Origin of the sequence: Pandoraea anapnoica (genome assembly GCF_902459765.1) — a bacterium.
Lineage (GTDB): Bacteria > Pseudomonadota > Gammaproteobacteria > Burkholderiales > Burkholderiaceae > Pandoraea > Pandoraea anapnoica.
Genome location: NZ_CABPSP010000010.1, coordinates 240,078 through 261,600, shown reverse-complemented (window position 1 = coordinate 261,600; position 21,523 = coordinate 240,078). Strand labels below are relative to the sequence as shown.

The window sequence follows — 21,523 nt, the reverse complement described above, 5'->3', positions numbered from 1 at the left end:
ATCGACGCCGGATAGATTTAGGCAAGCCAAACACTGCATCAAATCAGTCTTGCAAAAACGGGGGTGACCATAGATTTGTTTTGGGCAGCCTGGTCGTACTACGGCGATGGACTGTGACGAAGTGCCCGGCCCTCAGCGCAGCAGCAGCTTCATCATCGCGGCGAACCGCTTGCCGTACGGCGGGTTGAGCAGACCACCGCCATTCCAGCGTGCCTGACGGAAGATCGGCTTCTCCTTCGAGAACGTCCGGAAGCCCGCCTCGCCGTGATAGCCGCCCATGCCGGACGGCCCCACGCCGCTGAACGGCAACGAATGCTCGGCCACGTGCAGCAGCGTGTCGTTGATCGTCACACCGCCGGAGATGGTGCCGTCCACTACCTGATCGATGCGCGCGTTGTCGGTGTCGAACATGTAAAGCGCGAGCGGACGCGGACGCTCATTCACGTACGCAATCGCGGCGTCCAGATCGTCGTAGGGCACCACCGGGAGCAGCGGTCCGAAGATCTCCTCGCGCATCACGCGCATGCCATCGTGCACGCCCGTCAGCACGACCGGCGGCAGACGTCTGCGCGCCGCCTGCGCCGGTGCATCGAACAATGCGTGGGACGTCGCGCCCTGCGCCACCGCCTCGCCCGCCAGCCCGGACAATCGCTCGAAGTGACGCGCCGATACGATGCTCGTGTATTGCGAGTTGTTCACGGCATCAGGGTACAGGCGCGACGCCACCTGTCGCGCCGTCGCCACGAAAGTATCGAGTTTTTCGCGCGGCACCAGCACGTAGTCGGGGGCGACGCACGTCTGCCCCGCATTGAGCAGCTTGCCGAGCATGATGCGCTCCACCGCGTGTTCCCAGCGCGCGCCCGGGCCGATAATCGCGGGCGACTTGCCGCCGAGTTCCAGCGTCACCGGCGTGAGATGCTCGCTCGCCGCGCGCATTACGTGATGCCCAATCGACGTCGCCCCGGTAAACAGAAGATGGTCAAACGGTAGCGAGGAAAAGGCGCGTGCGACCTGCGCGTCGCCCGTCACTACTGTCACCCATTCCGGCGGGAACGTCTCGGCAACGGCCGACGCGAACACTTCCGCAAAACGCGGTGTGACTTCCGAGACCTTGATCATCACGCGATTGCCTGCGGCCAGTGCATCCGTGAGCGGACCGATGGCGAGAAACAGCGGGTAGTTCCACGGCACGATGACACCAACGACACCCAGCGGCTGGGGGACGATGGCGCGTCGCGCAGGCAGGAGCCAGAGGTTCGCCCAACCCGAAGAGCCACGCATCCAGCGACGCGTGTGCGACAGCGCATGCTTCAGATTGCCCAGCGAGGGAAACAATTCGAGCATGTCGGTCTCTTCCGTCGACCGCCCGCCGAAGTCCTCATCGATGGCCCTCGCAAAGGGCTCACGATACTTGTGCAACATGCCGAGCAGCGCCGTCAGATGACGCTTGCGGGTCGGCCAGTCGACGTGTGGGGCGGCATCGTGCGCGTGACGCATCGCGTCGAAGCGTGGCAACAGCAACGCGCGCGCCAGATCGTCGTCATGCGACACCTGCAATGTCGCGGCTTCGTGCAGCCCGCCCCCGCCCATCTCGTCCTTGTGTCCCATGCCATTCCTCCCTGCGACTGCCGGTGCGTGAGTGCTCCGGCCGCCGTCGTGTCGATATGTTGTCGTTATATGAAATCGATGCTTCGATGCGTGACGTCTTCGCGCGACGCCTCATGTCTTGCTTCGTGCCTCATGCAAGAAACGCCCTGTCGAGCCAAGCGCGTCGCACACCGACAGGAATCGTGTCCGGCATCACGCCATAGACACGTCCACCTGCATTCGCGAACCGGCTCTCGACGAACCCGTGCGCCAGCTCGGACGGCGCATGCTCCAGCAGCAACGCCGCTTGTGACAGCAACACGATCTGTTGCGCGATGGCACGCGCGCGCACCGCGTGTGACGCGGGATCTGCGGCGAGCCAGCCATGCAACTGTGCGAGCGCGGCTCGCAGCGTCGCGTGCGATCCGACGCGCTCGCCGAGCCACTGAAACCAGCTTTGCGCGACGTCCGGTTCGCGGCTCATGGCGCGCAGCACGTCCAGACACATCACGTTGCCCGAGCCTTCCCAGATCGAATTGACGGGCGCTTCCCGATACAGACGCGCCAGCGGCCCCGTCTCGACATACCCATTGCCGCCCCACACTTCCATGCATTCGCCAGCGAGTTCGAGCGCGCGCTTGCACACCCAGAACTTCGCGGCTGGCAGCACGATGCGTCGCCATGCACGCTCGACGGATGAATCGTCGTCTGACAGGCTCGCGTCGAATGCACGCGCGAGTCGCATCGCCAGCCACGTCGCCGCCTCCGACTCCAGCGCGAGATCGGCAAGCACCGCCGTCATCAGATCCTGATCGACGAGTTTCGCGCCGAACGCCGTGCGATGCCGCGCGTGATGAATCGCTTGCACGACGCCCGTACGCATCATCGCCGCGCTGCCGATCACGCAATCGAGCCGAGTGTAAGTCGCCATCTCGATAATCGTGGGCACACCGCGTCCGGGCGCTCCCACACGCGTGCCGTACGCGCCCTGAAATTCCACTTCGCTGCTCGCGTTCGAGCGATTGCCGAGCTTGTCCTTGAGACGCTGAATCTGCACCGCGTTCTTGTGGCCGTCGGGCCGGTAGCGCGGCACGAAGAAGCATGACAACGCGTCGCTGTCGCTATCGCGCGCGAGCACCAGATGCGCGTCGCACTGCGGGGCAGAAAAAAACCACTTGTGGCCGACGAGCGAGAACTCGCCGCTGCCACGCTCAGTCGCGACCGTGGTGTTCGTGCGCACGTCGGAGCCGCCCTGCTTCTCCGTCATTCCCATGCCGACGAGCATGGTGTGCTTCTGTGCGAGCGGCACGTCGCGCGGATCGTGCTGCGGCGCGAGCAGCTTGTCCTTGATCGTGGCGAAGAGCGCTGGCTCCTTCGCCAGCACCGGGATACTCGCGAACGTCATCGTCGTGGGACACAGCGAACCGGCTTCGTTCTGCGCGTGCAGAAAGTACGACGCCGTGCGTGCCGCCATCACCCCGCCACGCGGATGCGCCCATGGCAACGATTGCAGTTGTGCACCGCGCAAAAGGCCCATGAGCGAGTGCCACGCGGGATGAAATGCGACACGGTCGATACGATTGCCTTGCGAATCGAAGGATTCCAGTTCCGGTTCGTGACGATTCGCGTCCTGTGCCCATTGCTGGACTTCCGCCTCGCCCACACGTGCGCCCTGACGATGCAACTCCTTCACGTGCCAGTCCGCGTCGAACGCTGCCACAGCGGCTTGCAGCGCGGCGTCAAGCGCGTAGAGGTTGTAGTCCGTGAGCGGCGGCACCTGATTGGTGACGTCGTGCGTCTGCCAGGCTTCAGTCATCCGTGTCTCCCTTGCGCGTCATCCCGAATGCCTTGCACGGGACGGTCACCTAAAGTCGATCATTTCATCATAGCGGTTAAGCCCGCAGGCTCGCGCAAATTAGAGGAATGCTTCACTTCCCCCCCGGGCACACGCATTGTCTGCCTACAATGAGTGCCGCTGCAAAGTGACGTTGACGAGGCTCCCCGGAGGTCGACGCAAGCGGCGAGAGACACAGGCATCGCAAAGCATCATAAGAACGAGCAGCACAAAAAGCAGCGAACGCATTCAACAACAAAGTTGAAGCAGTGCCATCCAAGGGAGGATGACAGCATGGACTATGACTACGTCATTGTCGGCGGCGGCTCGGCCGGTTGCGCACTCGCGGCGCGTCTGGCGGACGGGTTGCCGGATCGCACGATTGCACTCGTCGAAGCCGGTCCGCCGGATAACAGCTTCCTCGTGCGTCTGCCGCTCGGCCTCGCAGCACTCGTGCCGTTCGCATCGCGCCGCAACTACGGCTATCGCACCACACCGCAGGCGGGACTGGCGGGACGTCAGGGTTATCAGCCACGCGGACGCGGTCTCGGCGGCTCCAGCTCGATCAACGCGATGATCTACACGCGCGGGCATCCGGACGACTACAACGACTGGGCGCAAGCGGGCTGCACCGGCTGGGCGTGGGACGACGTGCTGCCGTACTTCCGTCGCAACGAGAACAACGAGCGCGGCGCGAACGCATGGCATGGGGCGGGCGGCCCGCTCAACGTCGCCGATCTGCGCACCGTCAATCCGTTCTCCCAACACTATGTCGACGCCGCGCGCGAAGCGGGATTCCCCGTCAGCGACGACTTCAACGGCGAGCATTACGAAGGTGCGGGCATCTATCAGGTGACGCAGAAGGACGGTCAGCGATGGAACGCGGCGCGCGCCTATTTGCACGGCAAGACGCGTAATAACCTGCATGTGATCACCGATGCGCTGGTGCAGCGCATTGTGTTCGACGGCAAGCGCGCGACGGGCATCAAGCTGCAACGGCAAGGCACCGTGCAAACGATTCACGCGCGCGCCGAAGTCGTGCTGAGCGCAGGCGCGTTCAACTCGCCGCAGTTGCTGATGTGCTCAGGCATCGGTCCGGCCGACCAGCTTCGCGCGCATGGCCTGGACGTGCGGGTGGACGCACCCGGGGTGGGCGAAAACTTGCAGGATCACATCGACTTCATCGTCAACAAATACATCGCGCATCGCGATCTCGTCGGCTATACACCGCCAGGGCTTTGGCATCTGCTCACGCAAGGGATGGAATACCTGCGCGACCGGCGCGGTCTGTTCGCGAGCAACGTGGCGGAAGCCGGTGGCTTTCTGAAAAGCGACCCGTCGCTCGTGCGGCCCGATTTGCAGATGCACTTTCTTGTGGGCATTTGCGACAACCACAACCGTCGGCTGCATCTGCGGCGCGGCCTCTCGTTGCATGCGTGCGTGCTTCGGCCGAAGAGTCGTGGACGCGTCACATTGGCGTCAGCCGACATGCGCGACGCACCGCACATCGACCCGGCGTTTCTGCAAGCGCAGGAAGATCTCGACACGCTGCTGCGCGGGGCACGCGTGATTCGGCGCATTCTCGCGGCGCCGTCGCTCGCGAAGTTCGGCGGAGAAGAGCTGCACAGCCGGGGTGTGGAATCGGACGAAGCGCTGACGGCGTTGATCCGTGCGCGTGCCGACACCATCTATCACCCGGTCGGCACTTGCCGGATGGGCAGCGATGCGGCGTCGGTCGTCGACACGGAACTGCGGGTGCGCGGCGTGGAGGGATTGCGCGTGGTCGATGCGTCCATCATGCCGACGCTCATCGGTGGCAACACCAACGCCCCCTCGATGATGATCGGGGAGAAAGCCGCGGACATGATGCTGGCGAGTGCACGGGCATTGAATCGGGGCGCTGGGGAAAACGTCAGCGCGCGTGGCGATGCCCATACCGTTGCCGATTTGGCACCCGACGGTACATCCGGCGTCGAAACGATGACCGCTTCCACTCCGTTAGCCGCTCGTGCGCAACCACAGGTCTAGGAACGGCTCGCCCCACACCGCGCTCGCCAACGCGCCGAGCACGAGCCAGGGGCCGAACGGCATCGGCTCGCGCAGCACGCGGCCACGCACCAGCCCATAGGCCGCGAACGCCAGCGTCGCAGCCATCGCGCCGAAGGCGAGCGTGAGCGGCACGCCGATCCATCCTAGCCACGCACCACAGGCGGCGACGAGCTTGGCGTCGCCGCCGCCGAGGCCATCATGGTGCGTCAGAGCGCGGTACACCGATCCGATCGTCCACAACACGACGTACCCGAGCGCGGCGCCCAACACCGCTTCGTCAACGGGCAACGTTACGCCCATCACGCTGCATAACAGCCCCGCCCATAGCAACGGCAACGTGAGCAAGTCCGGCAACAATCGCGTATCGATGTCGATGAGGGCGAGGGCCAGCGACGTCGCGCCGAAGCCGCACCACACGAGCATCGCGGCGTATTGCTTCGACGGTACGAATGTCAACGCCATCGCGGCGAACAGCACGCCGACAGCTATTTCGACGAGGGGATAACGCAGCGCAATCCGTGCGCCACAAGCGGCGCAACGCCCGCGCAGCCACAGATAGCTGACGACCGGGAAGTTGTGACGCGCCGCAATGCGCGACTCGCAATGCGGGCATCGCGACGGCGGCCATGCGAGATTGAAGACCGGCGTCACCGGCGGAATCCGTCCGGACCACGCCGCGACTTCGCCCGCCCACTGCGTCTCCAGCATGCGCGGCAGCCGGTAGACGACAACGTTCAGAAAGCTGCCCGTAAACAGCCCCAGTACGGCCATCGCCGCAGCGACCGCTTCACGCGGCAGCGTCTGAAATTCGCACCACAGGGATTCGAAAAGAGAGACCATCGTCAGAACATCGATTGGGCGTACTCGCCCGCCGCATGGCCGATCTGCAACATGCCGCCCACGGTGAAGATGATCGTCAGGCCGACGAGCGCGAGAAGCACGGAGCGTAACGTGGCCGAACGGGCCTTGATGCGTTCTGCGACCTCTTCGATGGTCATCAACCCGATCTTGCGAATGCCCGCGTCGAAGTTGGTCCGCCCCGAGTACTCGACGAGCCGATCGAACACTTCCTCGTTGAAGATGCCCGTGTCCATCGCCTTGATCATGCTGCGCTCGCTCTTGAGCGAGGCCCGCATGCGTAGCAGGTGCCACCGCAACCAGGGCGACGCCCGCGTAAGCAGCAGCGAGACGGCGTCGAACACAGAGGTCTTCGCACTCGTGAGCGCGGCGAGCGCCACCAGAAACTCTCCCGCGCGCACGTCGCGATAGACGGCGTAGGGGCCGAAGTTGTCGAAGCGGCGGCGAAGCGGTCCCGTCCACCGACTGAACGAGAACGACATCAGCATGACAAGCGCGAACGGCAGGCCATAGAGGAGCGGCCACCAGCTCGCGACAAAGCTGGACATCGCATAGAGGCCCGCGCCGATCAGCGGGAATTTCTCCGGCGGCATGATCTCCGTCATGATCGGCATCATGCCGTAGGCCACGCCCAACTGAATCGCCGCAAGCAATACCGACATGAAGATCGGCAACGCCACCGCGCCCGCAATGACCGCACGCGTTTGCTGCTGGAGCGTCACCACGCGCGCGAGAAAGCGCAACGTGCCGGGCAAATCGCCCTTCTCGCCTGCCGCGATCACGACGAGGTCCTCCTCGGGAATGGTGCCCGCCCACGACTTTTGCAGGTTTTTCGAACTGGCCCGGTCGCGCCACACGGCGTACAACGGCGCCATCGGATTGCGGCGCTCCTTCGCCCGCGCATAGCGGCGCGAGAACAGTTCGAACGGGTTCGCGCCGTCTTCGATAGCGTCGGCAAAGTCGCTGTAAAACTTGGCACGGGATTTGCGAAATTGGCGCTTGGCCTTCGTCAGGCCGGGATACGGTTCGCGCGCGGGAGAGATTTTGGCGAGCAGACGATTAGCGGCTTCGATCATGGCATTCGGTGCTGAACATCGGAGGGGGAATTACGCCGACATCGACGCGTGCAACGCGTCGTCACACACTGGCGAGACGCCGTGTCGAAGCGGCGCTCAACGACGTCGACTGACGGAAATGGAATTTCTTGAGTTTGCAGAAGGCGGATTCGATATCGTGCGGGTCGACCAGTCCCTGCGACATCTTGTATATGGCGTGCTCCATCGCGGACTTGCCGGTCATGTGCGGGCTGGTCAGGTCTCCATCGTGGCAGACGCGCCAGTGACGCTCCGCGTCCCAGTAGTGCCCCTCGCGCAGCAAATCCAGCAACTCGTCGGTCAGCTCACACACTTCGGCCACGACCGTCTGCCCACTGGTGCCGCGACCGGAACAGCGCTCGCAGCCCGGCCCTTCGACGCAAACCTTCGACGTGTCGATGCCGAGTGCGCCGATCACCGACAACGTGGCGGCGTCGATGACGTCCGGCGCGTCCAGCGCGGCTCGCTTGCAGTGCGCGCATAGGACCGGAATGAGCTTCTGATAAACGATGGCCGTGAGGAAATTAGGCGAGGCGACGGCCGAGAGCGGCATGCCGATTTCGTCGCTGACCAACCGGGTCACGATGCCGAACGCGCTCGACGCGTGCACGGTCGACAACACCTGGTGGCCCGTCTCCGTCATCGACTTGGCGAACGAGCCGGTCTCCGCATCGCGAATCTCGCCCGGCATCAGCTTGTCGGGATCGCCGCGTAGCAAAACCTTGGCCGCCGCGCCGAAGGGAGATTCTCCCGGGCCGTCTTCCGCGCGTCGCTGAATCGGGATCTGCGTCATATGCGGCTGGATGTACTCCACGGGATCCTCGATGGAGAAGAATTTTTTTCCCGAATCGCGCTCGTAGGTCATCAACGTACGCAGCGTCGTGGACTTTCCGGAGCCGGTTTCGCCCGCGATGATCGTAAGACCCGGGCTGCGGTGCACGGCGTCTTCCAGAATTTCGACCTGATCGTCGGCATAGCCGAGTTGGGTGAGCGTGAGGACATCGCCGTCCATGGCTTCGTTGATCAGCAGACGCAGCACCACGTCCACACCGCGATTCTCCTTCACGCTCTGGAAACGCAGTTGGTACTTGCGCTGGCGAATCGTCAACGGAATCGAGCAGCTTTGGTGCTGCGCGTCGTCGAAGTGATTGTGGCTGCGGCTGCTCGGATCGGCGCGCGAGTTATAAGCGGCCGAGACGGCGTCGAGCATGGCGTGATAGTCGCGGGCAAGACGATCGCTCTCCGCAGACATGCGCAGCTTGCCGTGAATGCGCATGCGCACATGAACATGACGTCCCTCGCGGAACTCGAAGTGGATATCCGACGCCCCGGCTTCCACCGCACGCTCGATGATCAGATCGAAATTGCGATACGCACCGGTACGCTGCTCACCCACCTGGCTGCCGTCGTCCCCTTGCTGCTGAAGGCGCGACTGCATCAGCAGGATTTCTTCTGTCGTGCCGACGTAGATGCCTTCAAGGTCCAGCCGGTGCTTGGCACGCACGGCACGGTCGAAGCGTTCGAGCAGATCGGAACCCTGCATGCGCACGAACGTGTTGTTTTCGAGCAGTACAAGGTACAGACGGGGCTTCATCGCAACGAGCACCAGCGCGCCATGTTCCGCGCCTGCGAGCGTGATACCGAGGTCCTGTCGCCAGCCGAACGTCTGAATGTCGGACTCGCGCAGATCGGCAATAGGGCGGACGATGGCACGCGTGTGCCCGCGTCGTCCGAGGTGCGCCAGCGTGGCACGCAGCCGTTCAGTAATCGTCGCCATGCGCTTGCCCCGGGACGCGCCGACTCGTCTGCTCGGAAGATGACGGCGCTTCGCCGAAGGCGTTGGGCAACAGCAACCGTTGTTGCCGCGCGCCGCGTCGAATGTCGACGAAATCGTCGCCGATCTGCACGACCTGCCAGAGCCCGACCTTGTCGCCTTTCGCCACGTTGCGTCCGAACTTGCCGTCTACACGCAGATATGCCACGGAGGCGTTCTCCACACCGTAGATAAACAGCAGTTCGGGCGGCACATCGGCCAGCGCGGGTTTGGCGAACGTCGGCGTCTTCCCGTCCCCCGCCGCCTGTGCTTTGGCTTGCGCCTGTTTGGCGTCCTGCGCCTCCTGCGAGGCCTTGAGATGCGCCCGCGCAAAGGCGTCGATCGTCTCTTCGGCATGGACACTCGCCGACAGCAGCGTCGCCGTCGCCCATACGGCGCCACGGAGCAACTTAGTGAACATAGTAGGTTCCTTGTGCGGAGAAGACGGGTTTGCCGTCGTCGATGACGATCTTCAGCTCGCCGAGGGACATGTTGCCCGCGCGCATCATCAGGCCCGAGACAGAGTCGAAGAACGCCAGATGCCCCGCCATCTTCCATTCACCTTTCGAGATGGGGGGTGGCACGTCGTCGCGCGAGGCCGCACCCGGTGGCACCGGCACCAGGGGCTCGGGCATCGTCAGCGCGATATCCATGCCGTAGTCGCCAAGCGCTTGCAGCCGCGCCCCCGCCGTGCGCAGAAACTGATTGCGCGGGATGGGGGCGACGCGGGCATCGCCATCGTCTTCGAGCGCTTCGATGGCGGGTGTGTCTGCCGGTGTGCGCGCTTCGCTTTTGGCTGCACCGAGCGATGCGGCGACGGTGCTTGCCGAGGTGGCATCGTCCTCGGGTAGCACGAAGCGCTCCTTCGCATGATCGAGATCGACAATCTGCGCATGAGGACGTTGTGACAGCAGCAGATCGAAGGTGCCGCCTTCGAGCCGTCGCCATTCGATCTCGCAAGTCCGTGCCTTGCAGTCGATGGATGCCGGTCTCCATCCACCCGCACTCGCAGGCAGTTGTTGCACCGCGCGCTGCAAATGCCTTGCGTAGGATGCGCCGGTCGAGAACGACTCGTCGGCGAGTGCCCGCGTCAGCGCCTGCTTGTAAGCCTCGACAGGATCGACGCGATTGGCTGCCGCGAGCTTTTCGCGCTGAACGCTCTCGTACCATTGCCACCCCCCGTACGCTGCGCCAGCGATGACCGCGAGCACCGTCAGCACCGCAGCGGCGATTCTCAGCTGACGCACCGGGAGCGCCTGACGCACCGGCTTAATACGTGTCTCGGGCGTTGCCTCGCGAACTGCAGCGGCGGCGATGTCGTCGAGCGTGAGGATGACGTCGGCATGCGGCAGATCGGTGCGCATCACCCCGGCGACCGTCACCGGCCCTTCGACCTCCGCCGCCCACTGATCGAGACGATGCTTCAACTGCGACGCCGGGACCTCCAGATCAAGTTCGGGACGATGGTCGCGCAACGTCACGAATACCGCCTTGGCGGGGTCGTCGGGGTCCGGATGCATGAACGCGACGTTCGGTCCGTCGACCAGCGTGCACAGCACCGCCGCAAGCGCGTACCTGGCCGTAGCGGCGTCCGTCTGCGGCACTTCGGACAGCGAGAGCAGCCCCACGGTGCGCGTGCCTGCCCCGTCATCGGTGACGGTGAAGTGCGAGGCGTCGCGGCTGCGCGCGAGACTGCGGATCTCGGCCATCTCCTTTTCGAGACCGATCAGCGTCTCCCATTGCGCGCCGATCACGAGGTGGTTGGACAGTGCGCGTCCCATCTCACACGCCCTCGGTCAGTTCCGGCGAGATCATGATGACGACCTCGTTCACGTGTTGATTCGCCTCCTTCGTGCCCCCTTCGTAATTGAAGATGCCATCGCGCTCGGTGTTGTCGTCCTTGCGACGGAAGCCGCTGAGCACCAGCGTATCGCCCGACTTGAGCGACGCGCGCTGCATCGTTTGCAGCGACGAAGTAATGGGCAACTGCATGAATGTGCCTGCACCGAGGCCGTCGTCGTTGCGACCACGATCGTCGTCCTTGCCACCGATTTCGACGCTCGCGCCTTTTCCGCTGACGGCGGCGCGCACGTTCGAGCCGTTGCCGGACGACTCGCCATCGCCGCCGCTCGGCGCTTCCTTGCCGGTGCGCAGATTGATCTTGTCGAGCTTCTTCAGGTCCGACATATCGATCTGCACTTGCAGCATCACGCTCCGGTTATCCATCAACGTCGGCAACAGGTTCATGACGAAGCCCGTGGTGAGCACCGATTGTTCAGCCGTCACGACAGCCTGTCCACCGTAGTTGCCGGGCGTCATCTTGGTCTGCGCGACGAACCCCCGGTTCTGTGTGACGGCCACCGGCGCAGGCTGGTTGTTCAGCGTGACGACGGTCGTGTCGATCACCGTACTCACGCGCCCCTGCTTGCTCAGCGCCTTGATGAACGCGGTAGACCCGGCCAGACGCCCGTTCGGGATCGTGCGGATGCCCAGCCCGCCCTTGCGCGTCATGAGCGCGCCGCCCAGCGCCGGGCCGCTCAGGCCCGCCACGAAGCCGCTTGCGGATCGATAGACAAGATCCCAGTCGATGCCCGCCGCTGAGTTTTCGTCAAGCGTGACGGAGTAGACCTGTACGCGCAGCTTCACCTGACGGCCAAGCACCGCATTCTCCGATTCCACGTATCGCGCGACGCGCTCGACGACATCGGCCGTATCGGTGACGACGAGCGAACTCGTGACGACCGACGGCGTGACGCGACCGCTCGGCGAGAGCATGTCGGTGACGGTTTTGACGAGATCCGTCCAGTAATCCAGTTCGGACTCGACCGTGACGTTCGCGTCGGCGTTGAAACTCAGATCGACGCCGCCCGCCGACGTCCCGCCACCGCCGCCGGATGCGCCGCGATCCGCCTTCATTCTTGACGCCTTGCCGACCGACGCCGTGTACGTTGAGCTACCCGGCATCATCTTGATCTGAAAGGTTCGGGTGACGTATCGCGCGAATTGCACGACGCCATCGCGATAGGACCAGTGCGTGCCGGATCGATGTGCAATGGTGTCGAGCAGCCCGGACAGTGAGCCGTGGTATTGCAGCGGCACGGCAGGCTCGCCACTTTCGGTGCAGTTGACCTGGAAGCGTTGCGTCGCGCCTGCGGCCCCGCCGCGACCGCCCCGGCCATCGCGGGACGACGCACCGCCATCGCAAGCGACATCGGACGCCATGCGAATCGTCAGGCCGTGGCCTCGCGCCACTTGCGCGAGCAGCACCGACATGGGCAGGGGAGCGCCGGTAGAGAAGCGCACCTGACGCGCGAAGAATTCGGGGAGTGTGATCGTCGCGCTGACCGCGACTGATTTTTTTGACAGCCAGGCGCCATCGACATGTTCGATGGCGCCTATGGCCGTTGCTGCGTGGGCGTCGTTGGCGGTGCGCATCGTCTCGCGCACCTGTGTAACGTTCTCGTCGGTTTTCGACAGCAGGCCCGGCGTGCCGCACGCTGTCAGTAACGTGATGGCGCACAACACGCCGAGATGCTTTCTCATGGATGACCGCTTCCGATGTGGTTCGCCGTGCGCGGGGCAAGGCGGAAGTTATTGTGTGGCGTGCACGACGCGCAACACGCGGTTGGCCTCGTAGACCTTGACGCGTATCGGTGCGTCGGTGTTCTGCAACGAGCGCACGATCTGCTCGACGATGCCAAGGAAATCCCCGCGAAACGTGGCGGGATACTCGATGGGAAAATCACGCTCGATCTCCCACGCGAGTTGCCAGCCATTGCGCTCGGCATACCGTCGGACGGCCTGAGAAACGCGGCCGTCCGACGGTTGCAGGGCAAGCTCCATCGCAGTCGGAGACGGTAGCGGGGCAGTGGCTGGCACCACCGCCGACGCCGTGACGCGCACCGTCTGCACGTGGCGCTGCGCTTCGTCGAAAGCGTCGGGCGCAGGGGCCTGCGGACTGGGCGGCTCGGGCACGGCCTCCACGTTGTCGTGACGACCACCGCCAAGCGATTGCATCAGCGGCTTGTGGCTCGCGAGCATCCACGTCACGTCCGTGCCGGACGCCGCTTCCGCCGCCAGGGTCGATGGCACCGCGCCCCCCAACATCGAAGCGAGCACCGCAACACGCATTCCTGGAAGAGTCATGTTCTGTCCGCCTTTGGTCTTTGGTCAGATCCCCGAGATGACTTCTCAGCCAGCGATGGTGAATTCGATATCGGCTTGCGTCATGGTCGCGCTGTTGCTGTCCTGCGTGCACGACTTGCTGATCTGATCGATCTTGTTTTCGGCTTTGGATTTGATGACGTTGCCGTTGATGCTCAGCGTGGCGAACAGACCGTTCATCTTGGCGGCGAAGTCTTCGCACTGAGAGCTGGGATAACCGACCGATTTCACCGTCACACCGCTCGACGGATAGCCACCCGCCTGGACCGCGTCGATCGTGATTTCGCCACCGAAACGATTCAGGATCGTGGTGGTGCCAGCGGGCCGGTTGAACGGCTCGGCAATCGCCGTCGGACGAATATCCGCCTGCTTGGTCTGCCCTGCGATCAGCGTCCCGGACGCCACCGCGTTCTGCACCGCAAGGACCGACATCTGCCAATCTTTCATCTCCTGCGACAGCTTCACGCTGTTCATCAGGCGCGGCACACCGACCATCGCCCCGGCCATGATCAGGCCCATCACGGCGACGGCAACCGAGAGTTCCACCAGCGTGACCCCGCGCTGGCCGCGCTTGTTCAGTCGCGAGGCGAGCTTGTGTTTGATTTGCGTGACGGCGTTCGCTTCTGTGAATACGTTCATTTTTCGAGTCCGAGGTTTGAGGGATTGGAGAGATTTAAGGAAACGACGTCACGATCCGAGAGACCCGCTCGCAACGACTGGGGCGATTTATGCCCGAATGTGCGTCGTCGCGTTGTCGCGTGCGTCGCGCAGCTTTCGCAAATTGACATTCGTCGCAAGCATGAAATCGCCCATTCGCGCGCCATTTCCGATACCTCCGGACGCGCCTCGACAGTCGCGAAAATCGTCGCGAAATGGGCGTGAAAACAAGGCGGGCTGTGGATACCGGACAGCAGAACGCCGCCGGCTACATCAACTTAAAAATAGGAATGTGACTAAACGCAAACCAAGGGCCTACAAAAGTTTGCGCAAACGTCAGGAATCAGCGGATTCACAAGCCAATTTGCATGGTTTGCGTGGCAAACGGGAGGGGGCCTGGCGCCTTAGGGGAGGGTCGATGGCGCGCAGCAGGCAGAAAATGCCGCTGCGCGCCGTCGGTTTCGTCAACGCTTAGTGGACGTGGCTGGTCTTGTGCACATTGACGTCGGTGGCGTCGTGGCTGCCGTCGTGCTTTCCACCACCGTCGTTCGCCGCCTTGTCACCGGGCAGCACGAGCGGCCCATTACCGGCGAAGCGGTCGAGATACAGATAGATGACCGGTGTGATGTAGAGCGTGATCACCTGCGAGAACAACAACCCGCCGACGACGGCCAGACCGAGCGGCTGGCGCAGCTCCGCCCCCGCCCCCAGCCCCAGCGCAATCGGCAACGCGCCCATGAGCGCCGCCAGCGTCGTCATCATGATCGGACGGAAACGCAGCGCACAGGCCTGACGAATCGCCTCAAGCGGCGTCATGCCGCCATTGCGCTGCGCGTCGAGCGCGAAGTCGATCATCATGATGGCGTTCTTCTTCACGATACCGATCAGCATCAGAATGCCGATCACCGCGATGAGCGACAGATCCAGGCCGAACAGACGCAGCGTGATCAGCGCGCCGACCGCCGCCGACGGCAAACCGGCCAGAATCGTTATCGGATGGATGTAGCTCTCGTACAGCACGCCGAGCAGCACGTAGATCACCAGCAACGCGCCGACCAGCAGCACCACCTGACTCGACTGCGACTTCTGGAACGCGGCTGCATCGCCGCCCCAGCTTGTGATAATGCTCGGCGGGAAGCCCAACTGCTGCTGGAAGCCCACGATCTTCTTCGAGGCATCGCCCAGCGCGGCACCCGGCGCAAGGTTGAACGACAGCGTGACGGCCTGCAACTGGCCCTGATGGTTGACCGACACCGGCCCCATCTTGCGCTCGACGGTCGCCACGGCCGAGAGCGGCACCAGCGCACCGCCCTTGCCGCGCACGTAGATCTTGTCGAACGCGCCTTCGTCGCGGCGATCGTTGTCGTCCGCTTGCAGAATCACCTGATAGCTGTCGCTCGGCGTGTAGATCGTCGACACCTGACGCTCGCCGAACGCGCTGTAAAGCGCACTACGGATATCGCCGATGGCGACACCCAGCGTGTTCGCCTTGTCGCGGTCGATGGTCAGTTGCGCCTGCAAGCCTTTCATCTGCGCGTCCGTCGTCACGTCGCGGAAGATCGCATCGGCACGCATCAGATTCATCAGCCGGTCGGACCACAACTGCATCTCGCCTGGCTTCACGCTCTGCATCACGTACTGATAGCGGCTCTTGCTCTGCTTGCCGCCCAGTTGCAGGTTCTGCACCGGATTGAAGTAGACGTTCAGGCCCGGCACCTGTTTGACGTCACGCCGCAATTCTTCGAGCACTTCGCTCATGTGCGGCCGCTCGCCGTGCGGCTTCAGGTTGATGAACATGCGGCCCTGATTGCTGTCGTTGGCCGACACGATCACGGTCTCCACCGCCGGATTCGCACGAATGATGTCGCCCGCCTGACGCAGCAGCGCCGACATCGCCGTGAACGAAATGTCCTGCGCGCCTTCGGCCGTCACCTGCACCTGCCCGATGTCTTCGCTCGGGAAGAAGCCCTTCGGGATCGTAGCGAACAGTACGCCCGTCGCAATGAACGTGGCCCCCGCTGCGCCGATCACCCACTTGCGGCGCGCGAGACACCAATCGACGCTGCGCACGTAGGCGTCCTGCACCCACACGAAGCCGTCCTCGAACCACTGCGTGGCACGCAGGCCGAGGCCTTCGTCCTGCTCGTGCTTGAGATAGCGGCTGCACAACATCGGAATCAGCGTGAGCGACACGGCCGCCGACACCAGAATCGCCAGCGACACGACCACCGCGAACTCATGGAACATCAGCCCGATCACGCCCGGCATGAAGAAGATGGGGATGAACACCGCCACCAGCGAAATCGAGATCGAGAGAATCGTGAAGCCCATCTCGCGCGAACCGACGAGCGCGGCGCGCAACGGAGGCACGCCGTTCTCGATATGACGCACGATGTTCTCCAGCATCACGATGGCGTCGTCGACCACCAGACCCACGGCGAGCGTGATGCCCAGCAGCGAGATGTTGTCGATCGAGTAGCCCATGCCCTTCATCAGCGCGACGGTGCCGATCAGCGACACCGGCAGCGACATCACCGGAATGAGCGTGGCGGCCAGACGGCGCAGGAAAAGGAAGATCACCAGCGTCACGAGAATCACCGTGAGCGCGAGCGTGAACTGCACGTCGTCGATGGACTCACGAATCGACACAGAACGGTCGTTGAGCAGTTTGACCTGAATCGACTGCGGCATCTGCTCTGCGAGTCGCGGCAGCGCCGCCTTCACCTGATCGACCGTCGCGACCGTGTTCGCATTGGGCTGACGCAGCACCGCGAGCACGATAGAGCGCTCGCTGTTGACCCAACTTCCCGTCTTCACCGATTCGACGCTGTCCTGCACGTCCGCGACATCGCGCAGATACACAGGGCTGCCGTTGACGCTGGCGATGATGAGGTTCGCGAACTGGTCGGCCTTTGTCATCTGACGGTTGGCCTCGATGGTCAGCGTCTGACGGCTGCCGTCGAGCGTGCCCACCGGGCTGTTCGCGTTGGCCGAGGCCAGTGCACGTGCCACGTCGTCGAGCGTGAGCTTGCGCGCGGCGAGCGCATCCGGGCGTGCCTTCACGCGTACGGCGAAGCGCTTCTGGCCGAAGATCAGCACCTGCGCCACGCCGGGCAGCGTGGAGAGCGTGGGGGAGACGAGGTTTTCCGCGTAGTCGTCCAGCTCGGCGAGCGACATCGACGGCGAGTTCATCGCAAGGAACAGAATCGGCGCGTCGGCCGGATTGACCTTGCGATACGACGGCGGTGTCGTCATCTCCACCGGCAGCTTGCGCTGCGCGCGGAACAGCGCCGCCTGCACGTCGACGGCCGCTGCGTCGATATCGCGGTCGCTGTCGAATTCGATGATGATCGATGTGGTGCCCTGTGTATTGGTCGAACTGATGACCGCCACACCCGCAATCGTCGAGAACTGCTTTTCCATCGGTGCCGCGACCGACGCGGCCATCGTCTCCGGACTCGCGCCCGGCAGCGTGGCCGTGACCTGAATCACCGGCGAGTTGTAGCTGGGCAGGGCGGAAATCGGAATCTGTCCGTACGCGATCAGACCGGCTACGACAGCCGCCACGCACAGCAGAATCGTCATGACCGGCCGGCGGATACAGAGTTCTGAGAGGTTCATGGCGCTTTCCCTGAACCGCCGCCAGCACCGGCGCCCGCTTCGCGCGACGCCACGACCGTCACCTTATTACCCGGACGCAGGTTTTCTGCGCCCTCCTGCACGACCTTCGCCCCGGCTGGCACGCCGTCGACGACCGCGAGCTTCGCTTCCACGTAGCCGACCTTGACCGGCTTGGCACTGACCTTACCGTCACCGCCGATCACGTAGACGAACTTGCCGTCCGGCCCGGTCTGCACCGCCTGCGGCGGCACGACGCTCGCCTGCTTGAGCACGCGCCCAATGACCGCGACGTTCAGATACATGCCCGGCCACAGCTTCGCGTCCCGGTTGTCGTAGGCGGCCTTCAGGCGAATCGTGCCCGTCTGCGAATCCACCGCGTTGTCGATGAAGCTGAGCTGACCGGAGACGTTCACGCCCGTGGTCCCGAGCGTGGCCGTCACGGCGACCGGGCCGCCCGCGCGCGCTGCCTGCAATTCGGCAAGCGCCCCTTCGGGCAGCGTGAAGCTGATGTCAATCGGATCGAGCTGGGTGATGCTCACGAGCGCTGCGCCCCCTGGCGTCACCAGACTGCCCGGATGCACGTTGATCGCGCCGGTGCGTCCGTCGATGCCCGCACGGATCTGGTTGTAATCGACCGCTACCTGACTCGCGGCAATCGCCGCCCGGTCGGCGGCCACCTGCGCAGTGAGGCTGTCCACACCGCTTTGCGCCGTGTCGAGCGCGCTTTGCGAGACGAAGTGCTCGGCAATCAGTTGTTTGGTGCGCGCGAGCGTGCGGCGGGCATTGGCGAGATCGGCTTCGTCCTTCGCCAGTTGCGCCTGCACTTTCTTGAGGTTCGCTTCGTCCATGCGGGCGTCGAGCGAGAACAACAGTTGTCCGGCTTTGACGAAATCGCCTTCCTTGATATGCACCTGACGGATGGTGCTGGAGATTTGCGGGCGGACGTCGATGGTCTGACGCGCCGTGACCGTGCCATTGGCAATGAGCCGGACGGGGACGTCGCGCGTTTCGACGGTCGCGGCCGTGACGGACGGTGCAGCCGCCGCCTTCACGGTCTTCTCGGCACCGCGCGAGCGCAACCACGTGGCCCCGCCAGCGATGATCGCCACAGTGACCAAACCCGCGACCCAGCGGCGCGAACCCTTCGATCCATTCGCGCCACTCCCCGGCTGCCCCGTCGTCCTGGCGGCTTCACCATGCCCGTGGGCAGCCGCGTCCCCCGGCAACGGCCGGCGGGCGTTCTCGTCACTCATCTTCTTCCCCGTTTCCCCATGCGACGCGGACGCCAGTCGAGCCCCCGCCCTCCCGGTCGCGCCTGTTTCTACTGATAAAACAGCCGTGAATTGCCGCGGCCGTTCACTGCTTGCCCGTCGTTATGTTCGCCGCGGTGCTGCGCCGCCGCATTTCCTCACTACTCCACCTTCATGCCCGTCAACTCGGGCCTGCCCGGCGGATACGTCAGGTTCAGCTCGCTCAGGGCGTGCACCAGCAACTCTGCCACCATCAGATTACGGTGGCGTTTTGAGTCGGAAGGGACGATATACCACGGTGCGTGTTCCGTCGAGGTCGCCGATAAAGCCGCCTCGTAGGCCTTTGTGTATTGCGGCCAGAAGCTGCGTTCCTTGAGGTCGCCCAGCTCGAATTTCCAGTGCTTGTTGGGATCGTCGATACGCTCCTGAAGCCGCTTGCGCTGCTCCTCCGACGAGATGTACAGGAAGCACTTGATGATGTGTGTGTTGTTGTCGACGAGCAGTTGCTCGAAGTTGTTGATGTGCGTGTAGCGGCGCTTGCACTCGTCCGCATCGATCCAGTCGTGCACACGCGTGATGAGCACGTCTTCGTAGTGGCTACGATTGAAGATCGTCAGTTCACCCGCCGCGGGTACCACCATGTGAACGCGCCAGAGGAAGTCGCGCGACAGTTCGATGGGTGTGGGCGACTTGAAGTTGGCCACGCGGATGCCCAGCGGATCGACGTTCTGGAACACCGCGCGAATGGTACTGTCCTTGCCGCTGGTGTCCATGCCCTGAAGCACCAGCAGGACACGATGTTTGCTGTTGGCGTGCAGGACCGTCTGCAATTCGTCGAGTTTGAGCGCCAGCTCGGCCAGACGCGTCTTGTCGTCGTCCTTGTTGTCGCCGGAGAACGGTTTGTCGGCAGGGTCGAAGCTTGAGAGGTCCAGCTTCTTGCCGAACGGTACGCGGTATTTCTCGAACATCGCCAACTCCTGCGTGAAAAGTTAGTTGGCAGTATGGCGCAAATTGCGGGGGGTACAAAAAAAGGGCGCGGTGCCGATCCGGCTACCGCGCCCTTCCTTCTCTTGCGTCCGTCAGTCCATCAGCCGACCGACATTACGCGCCGAGCTTCTTCTTGAGCAGTTCGTTGACCTGCGCCGGGTTGGCCTTGCCCTTCGTGGCCTTCATCGCCTGACCGACCAGCGCGTTGAACGCCTTCTCCTTGCCCGCACGGAATTCCTCGACGGACTTGGCATTCGCCGCCAGCACTTCGTCGATGATCTTCTCGATCGCGCCCGTGTCGGTGATCTGCTTGAGGCCCTTCGCTTCGATGATGCGGTCGGCGGCACCCTCGTCGGTCGCACGCTCTTCCCACATCAGCTGGAAGACTTCCTTGGCGATCTTGTTGGAGATCGTGTTGTCGGCGATACGGGCGAGCAGACCGGCGAGTTGTGCGCTCGACACCGGGCTGGCGTCGATGCCGATGTCTTCGCGGTTCAGCAGCGACGACAGTTCGCCCATGATCCAGTTGGCGGCAGGCTTGGCGCTCGCTTTGCCTGCCTTGGCGACCACCGCTTCGAAGTACGCAGCCTGCGCCTTCGATTGCGTGAGCACAGCGGCGTCGTAGTCCGACAGACCGTACGCCTCGACGAAGCGCGCCTGCATGCCGGCAGGCAGTTCCGGCAACGATGCACGCACGCGCTCGACCCATTCGCTGTCAATCACGAGCGGCATCAGGTCCGGGTCCGGGAAGTAGCGGTAGTCGTGCGCGTCTTCCTTGCTGCGCATCGAACGCGTTTCCTTCTTGTCCGGATCGTACAGACGCGTTTCCTGCACCACCGTGCCGCCGTCTTCGATCAGTTCGATCTGACGACGCACTTCGTACTGAATCGCCTCTTCGAGGAAGCGGAACGAGTTCAGGTTCTTGATTTCGGCGCGCGTGCCGAACTCCTTCTGGCCGACCGGGCGCACGGACACGTTGGCGTCGCAACGGAACGAACCTTCCTGCATGTTGCCGTCGCAAATACCGAGCCACACCACCAGACCGTGCAGCGCCTTGGCGTAAGCCACGGCTTCGGCCGCGCTGCGCATTTCCGGCTCCGTCACGATTTCGAGCAGCGGTGTGCCGGCGCGGTTCAGGTCGATGCCGGTCATGCCTGCGAAGTCTTCGTGCAGCGACTTGCCCGCGTCTTCCTCAAGGTGAGCGCGCGTGAGCGTGACGACCTTCTCATACGCTTCGCGGCCGGTGCGCGGGTCGGCTTCGACTTGAATCTTCATCGATCCACCCTGCACCACCGGGATTTCGTACTGACTGATCTGATAGCCCTTGGGCAGATCGGGGTAGAAGTAATTCTTGCGCGCGAAGATGCTGCGCGGCGCAATCGTCGCCCCGATAGCCAGACCGAACTCGATCGCACGCTCGACCGCGCCGCGATTGAGCACCGGCAGCACGCCCGGCAGCGCCAGATCCACAGGGCATGCCTGCGTGTTGGGGGCCGCGCCGAACTGCGTCGATGCGCCCGAGAAAATCTTGGAAGCGGTGGAGAGCTGCGTGTGCGTCTCCAGACCAATAACGACTTCCCATTGCATAAGGTTCACCCTTGTCTCAACT

At 63.7% G+C, this 21,523-nt stretch carries 15 protein-coding genes; 1 reads left to right on the top strand and 14 read right to left on the bottom strand.

Annotated features, from left to right (window positions below; genetic code table 11):
- Positions 1-132 precede the first annotated feature (132 nt).
- Together PAN31117_RS17495 and PAN31117_RS17490 are read right to left on the bottom strand one after the other, a co-directional pair.
- Positions 133-1,497 (bottom strand): coniferyl aldehyde dehydrogenase, encoded by a 1,365-nt coding sequence (locus PAN31117_RS17495; protein WP_150739334.1) that lies wholly within the window; start codon positions 1,495-1,497, stop codon positions 133-135.
- Positions 1,498-1,738: 241 nt separating this feature from the next.
- Positions 1,739-3,403, bottom strand: coding sequence for an isovaleryl-CoA dehydrogenase (locus PAN31117_RS17490; RefSeq protein ID WP_150739313.1), 1,665 nt, complete (start codon positions 3,401-3,403; stop codon positions 1,739-1,741).
- A gap of 312 nt (positions 3,404-3,715) precedes the next feature.
- Between PAN31117_RS17490 and PAN31117_RS17485 the strand changes: the two genes are divergently transcribed.
- Complete coding sequence (locus PAN31117_RS17485) at positions 3,716-5,449, top strand: GMC family oxidoreductase (RefSeq protein ID WP_246189147.1); 1,734 nt, start codon at positions 3,716-3,718, stop codon at positions 5,447-5,449.
- On the opposite strand, the gene PAN31117_RS17480 is transcribed toward PAN31117_RS17485, so the two are convergent.
- The 12 genes from PAN31117_RS17480 to gatB all read right to left on the bottom strand — a co-directional run bounded on the left by PAN31117_RS17480 (position 5,420) and on the right by gatB (position 21,501).
- Positions 5,420-6,310 carry a prepilin peptidase gene (locus PAN31117_RS17480; protein WP_246189146.1) on the bottom strand — a complete coding sequence of 297 codons (891 nt, stop codon included), beginning with the start codon at positions 6,308-6,310 and terminating at the stop codon, positions 5,420-5,422. The genes PAN31117_RS17485 and PAN31117_RS17480 overlap by 30 nt on opposite strands.
- 2 nt (positions 6,311-6,312) lie before the next feature.
- Positions 6,313-7,404, bottom strand: coding sequence for a type II secretion system F family protein (locus PAN31117_RS17475; protein ID WP_150739312.1), 1,092 nt, complete (start codon positions 7,402-7,404; stop codon positions 6,313-6,315).
- A gap of 61 nt (positions 7,405-7,465) precedes the next feature.
- Positions 7,466-9,199, bottom strand: coding sequence for a GspE/PulE family protein (locus tag PAN31117_RS17470; protein ID WP_150739311.1), 1,734 nt, complete (start codon positions 9,197-9,199; stop codon positions 7,466-7,468).
- Complete coding sequence (locus PAN31117_RS17465; protein ID WP_150739310.1) at positions 9,183-9,656, bottom strand: hypothetical protein; 474 nt, start codon at positions 9,654-9,656, stop codon at positions 9,183-9,185. Before PAN31117_RS17465 ends, PAN31117_RS17470 begins: the two co-directional genes overlap by 17 nt.
- A complete protein-coding gene (pilO2, locus tag PAN31117_RS17460) occupies positions 9,646-11,016 on the bottom strand; it encodes a type 4b pilus protein PilO2 (protein WP_150739309.1) in 1,371 nt (456 codons plus the stop codon). Before pilO2 ends, PAN31117_RS17465 begins: the two co-directional genes overlap by 11 nt.
- 1 nt (position 11,017) lies before the next feature.
- Positions 11,018-12,778, bottom strand: a complete 1,761-nt coding sequence (locus PAN31117_RS17455) for a secretin GspD/PilQ domain-containing protein (RefSeq protein ID WP_150739308.1) — start codon at positions 12,776-12,778, stop codon at positions 11,018-11,020.
- Between the two features lie 48 nt (positions 12,779-12,826).
- Positions 12,827-13,381 carry a toxin co-regulated pilus biosynthesis Q family protein gene (locus tag PAN31117_RS17450; protein WP_150739307.1) on the bottom strand — a complete coding sequence of 185 codons (555 nt, stop codon included), beginning with the start codon at positions 13,379-13,381 and terminating at the stop codon, positions 12,827-12,829.
- A gap of 45 nt (positions 13,382-13,426) precedes the next feature.
- Positions 13,427-14,038 carry a pilus assembly FimT family protein gene (locus PAN31117_RS17445; RefSeq protein WP_150739306.1) on the bottom strand — a complete coding sequence of 204 codons (612 nt, stop codon included), beginning with the start codon at positions 14,036-14,038 and terminating at the stop codon, positions 13,427-13,429.
- A gap of 489 nt (positions 14,039-14,527) precedes the next feature.
- A complete protein-coding gene (locus tag PAN31117_RS17440; protein WP_150739305.1) occupies positions 14,528-17,677 on the bottom strand; it encodes an efflux RND transporter permease subunit in 3,150 nt (1,049 codons plus the stop codon).
- Positions 17,674-18,930, bottom strand: coding sequence for an efflux RND transporter periplasmic adaptor subunit (locus PAN31117_RS17435; RefSeq protein ID WP_150739304.1), 1,257 nt, complete (start codon positions 18,928-18,930; stop codon positions 17,674-17,676). Before PAN31117_RS17435 ends, PAN31117_RS17440 begins: the two co-directional genes overlap by 4 nt.
- A gap of 158 nt (positions 18,931-19,088) precedes the next feature.
- On the bottom strand, positions 19,089-19,895 hold the full coding sequence (locus tag PAN31117_RS17430) for a polyphosphate kinase 2 family protein (protein WP_150739303.1): 807 nt from the start codon (positions 19,893-19,895) through the stop codon (positions 19,089-19,091).
- A gap of 133 nt (positions 19,896-20,028) precedes the next feature.
- Positions 20,029-21,501, bottom strand: a complete 1,473-nt coding sequence (gene gatB, locus PAN31117_RS17425) for an Asp-tRNA(Asn)/Glu-tRNA(Gln) amidotransferase subunit GatB (RefSeq protein WP_150661120.1) — start codon at positions 21,499-21,501, stop codon at positions 20,029-20,031.
- Between the last annotated feature and the right edge of the window lie 22 nt (positions 21,502-21,523).

Excerpts from the sequence above, each read along its gene's own strand:
- PAN31117_RS17450 (WP_150739307.1), bottom strand. The coding sequence starts at position 13,381 with ATGACTCTTCCAGGAATGCGTGTTGCGGTGCTCGCTTCGATGTTGGGG.
- PAN31117_RS17465 (WP_150739310.1), bottom strand. The coding sequence starts at position 9,656 with ATGTTCACTAAGTTGCTCCGTGGCGCCGTATGGGCGACGGCGACGCTG.
- PAN31117_RS17430 (WP_150739303.1), bottom strand. The coding sequence starts at position 19,895 with ATGTTCGAGAAATACCGCGTACCGTTCGGCAAGAAGCTGGACCTCTCA.
- PAN31117_RS17440 (WP_150739305.1), bottom strand. The coding sequence starts at position 17,677 with ATGAACCTCTCAGAACTCTGTATCCGCCGGCCGGTCATGACGATTCTG.
- PAN31117_RS17455 (WP_150739308.1), bottom strand. The coding sequence starts at position 12,778 with ATGAGAAAGCATCTCGGCGTGTTGTGCGCCATCACGTTACTGACAGCG.
- PAN31117_RS17485 (WP_246189147.1), top strand. The coding sequence starts at position 3,716 with ATGGACTATGACTACGTCATTGTCGGCGGCGGCTCGGCCGGTTGCGCA.
- PAN31117_RS17445 (WP_150739306.1), bottom strand. The coding sequence starts at position 14,038 with ATGAACGTATTCACAGAAGCGAACGCCGTCACGCAAATCAAACACAAG.
- PAN31117_RS17475 (WP_150739312.1), bottom strand. The coding sequence starts at position 7,404 with ATGATCGAAGCCGCTAATCGTCTGCTCGCCAAAATCTCTCCCGCGCGC.
- gatB (WP_150661120.1), bottom strand. The coding sequence starts at position 21,501 with ATGCAATGGGAAGTCGTTATTGGTCTGGAGACGCACACGCAGCTCTCC.
- PAN31117_RS17435 (WP_150739304.1), bottom strand. The coding sequence starts at position 18,930 with ATGAGTGACGAGAACGCCCGCCGGCCGTTGCCGGGGGACGCGGCTGCC.
- PAN31117_RS17495 (WP_150739334.1), bottom strand. The coding sequence starts at position 1,497 with ATGCGTCACGCGCACGATGCCGCCCCACACGTCGACTGGCCGACCCGC.
- pilO2 (WP_150739309.1), bottom strand. The coding sequence starts at position 11,016 with ATGGGACGCGCACTGTCCAACCACCTCGTGATCGGCGCGCAATGGGAG.
- PAN31117_RS17480 (WP_246189146.1), bottom strand. The coding sequence starts at position 6,310 with ATGGTCTCTCTTTTCGAATCCCTGTGGTGCGAATTTCAGACGCTGCCG.
- PAN31117_RS17490 (WP_150739313.1), bottom strand. The coding sequence starts at position 3,403 with ATGACTGAAGCCTGGCAGACGCACGACGTCACCAATCAGGTGCCGCCG.
- PAN31117_RS17470 (WP_150739311.1), bottom strand. The coding sequence starts at position 9,199 with ATGGCGACGATTACTGAACGGCTGCGTGCCACGCTGGCGCACCTCGGA.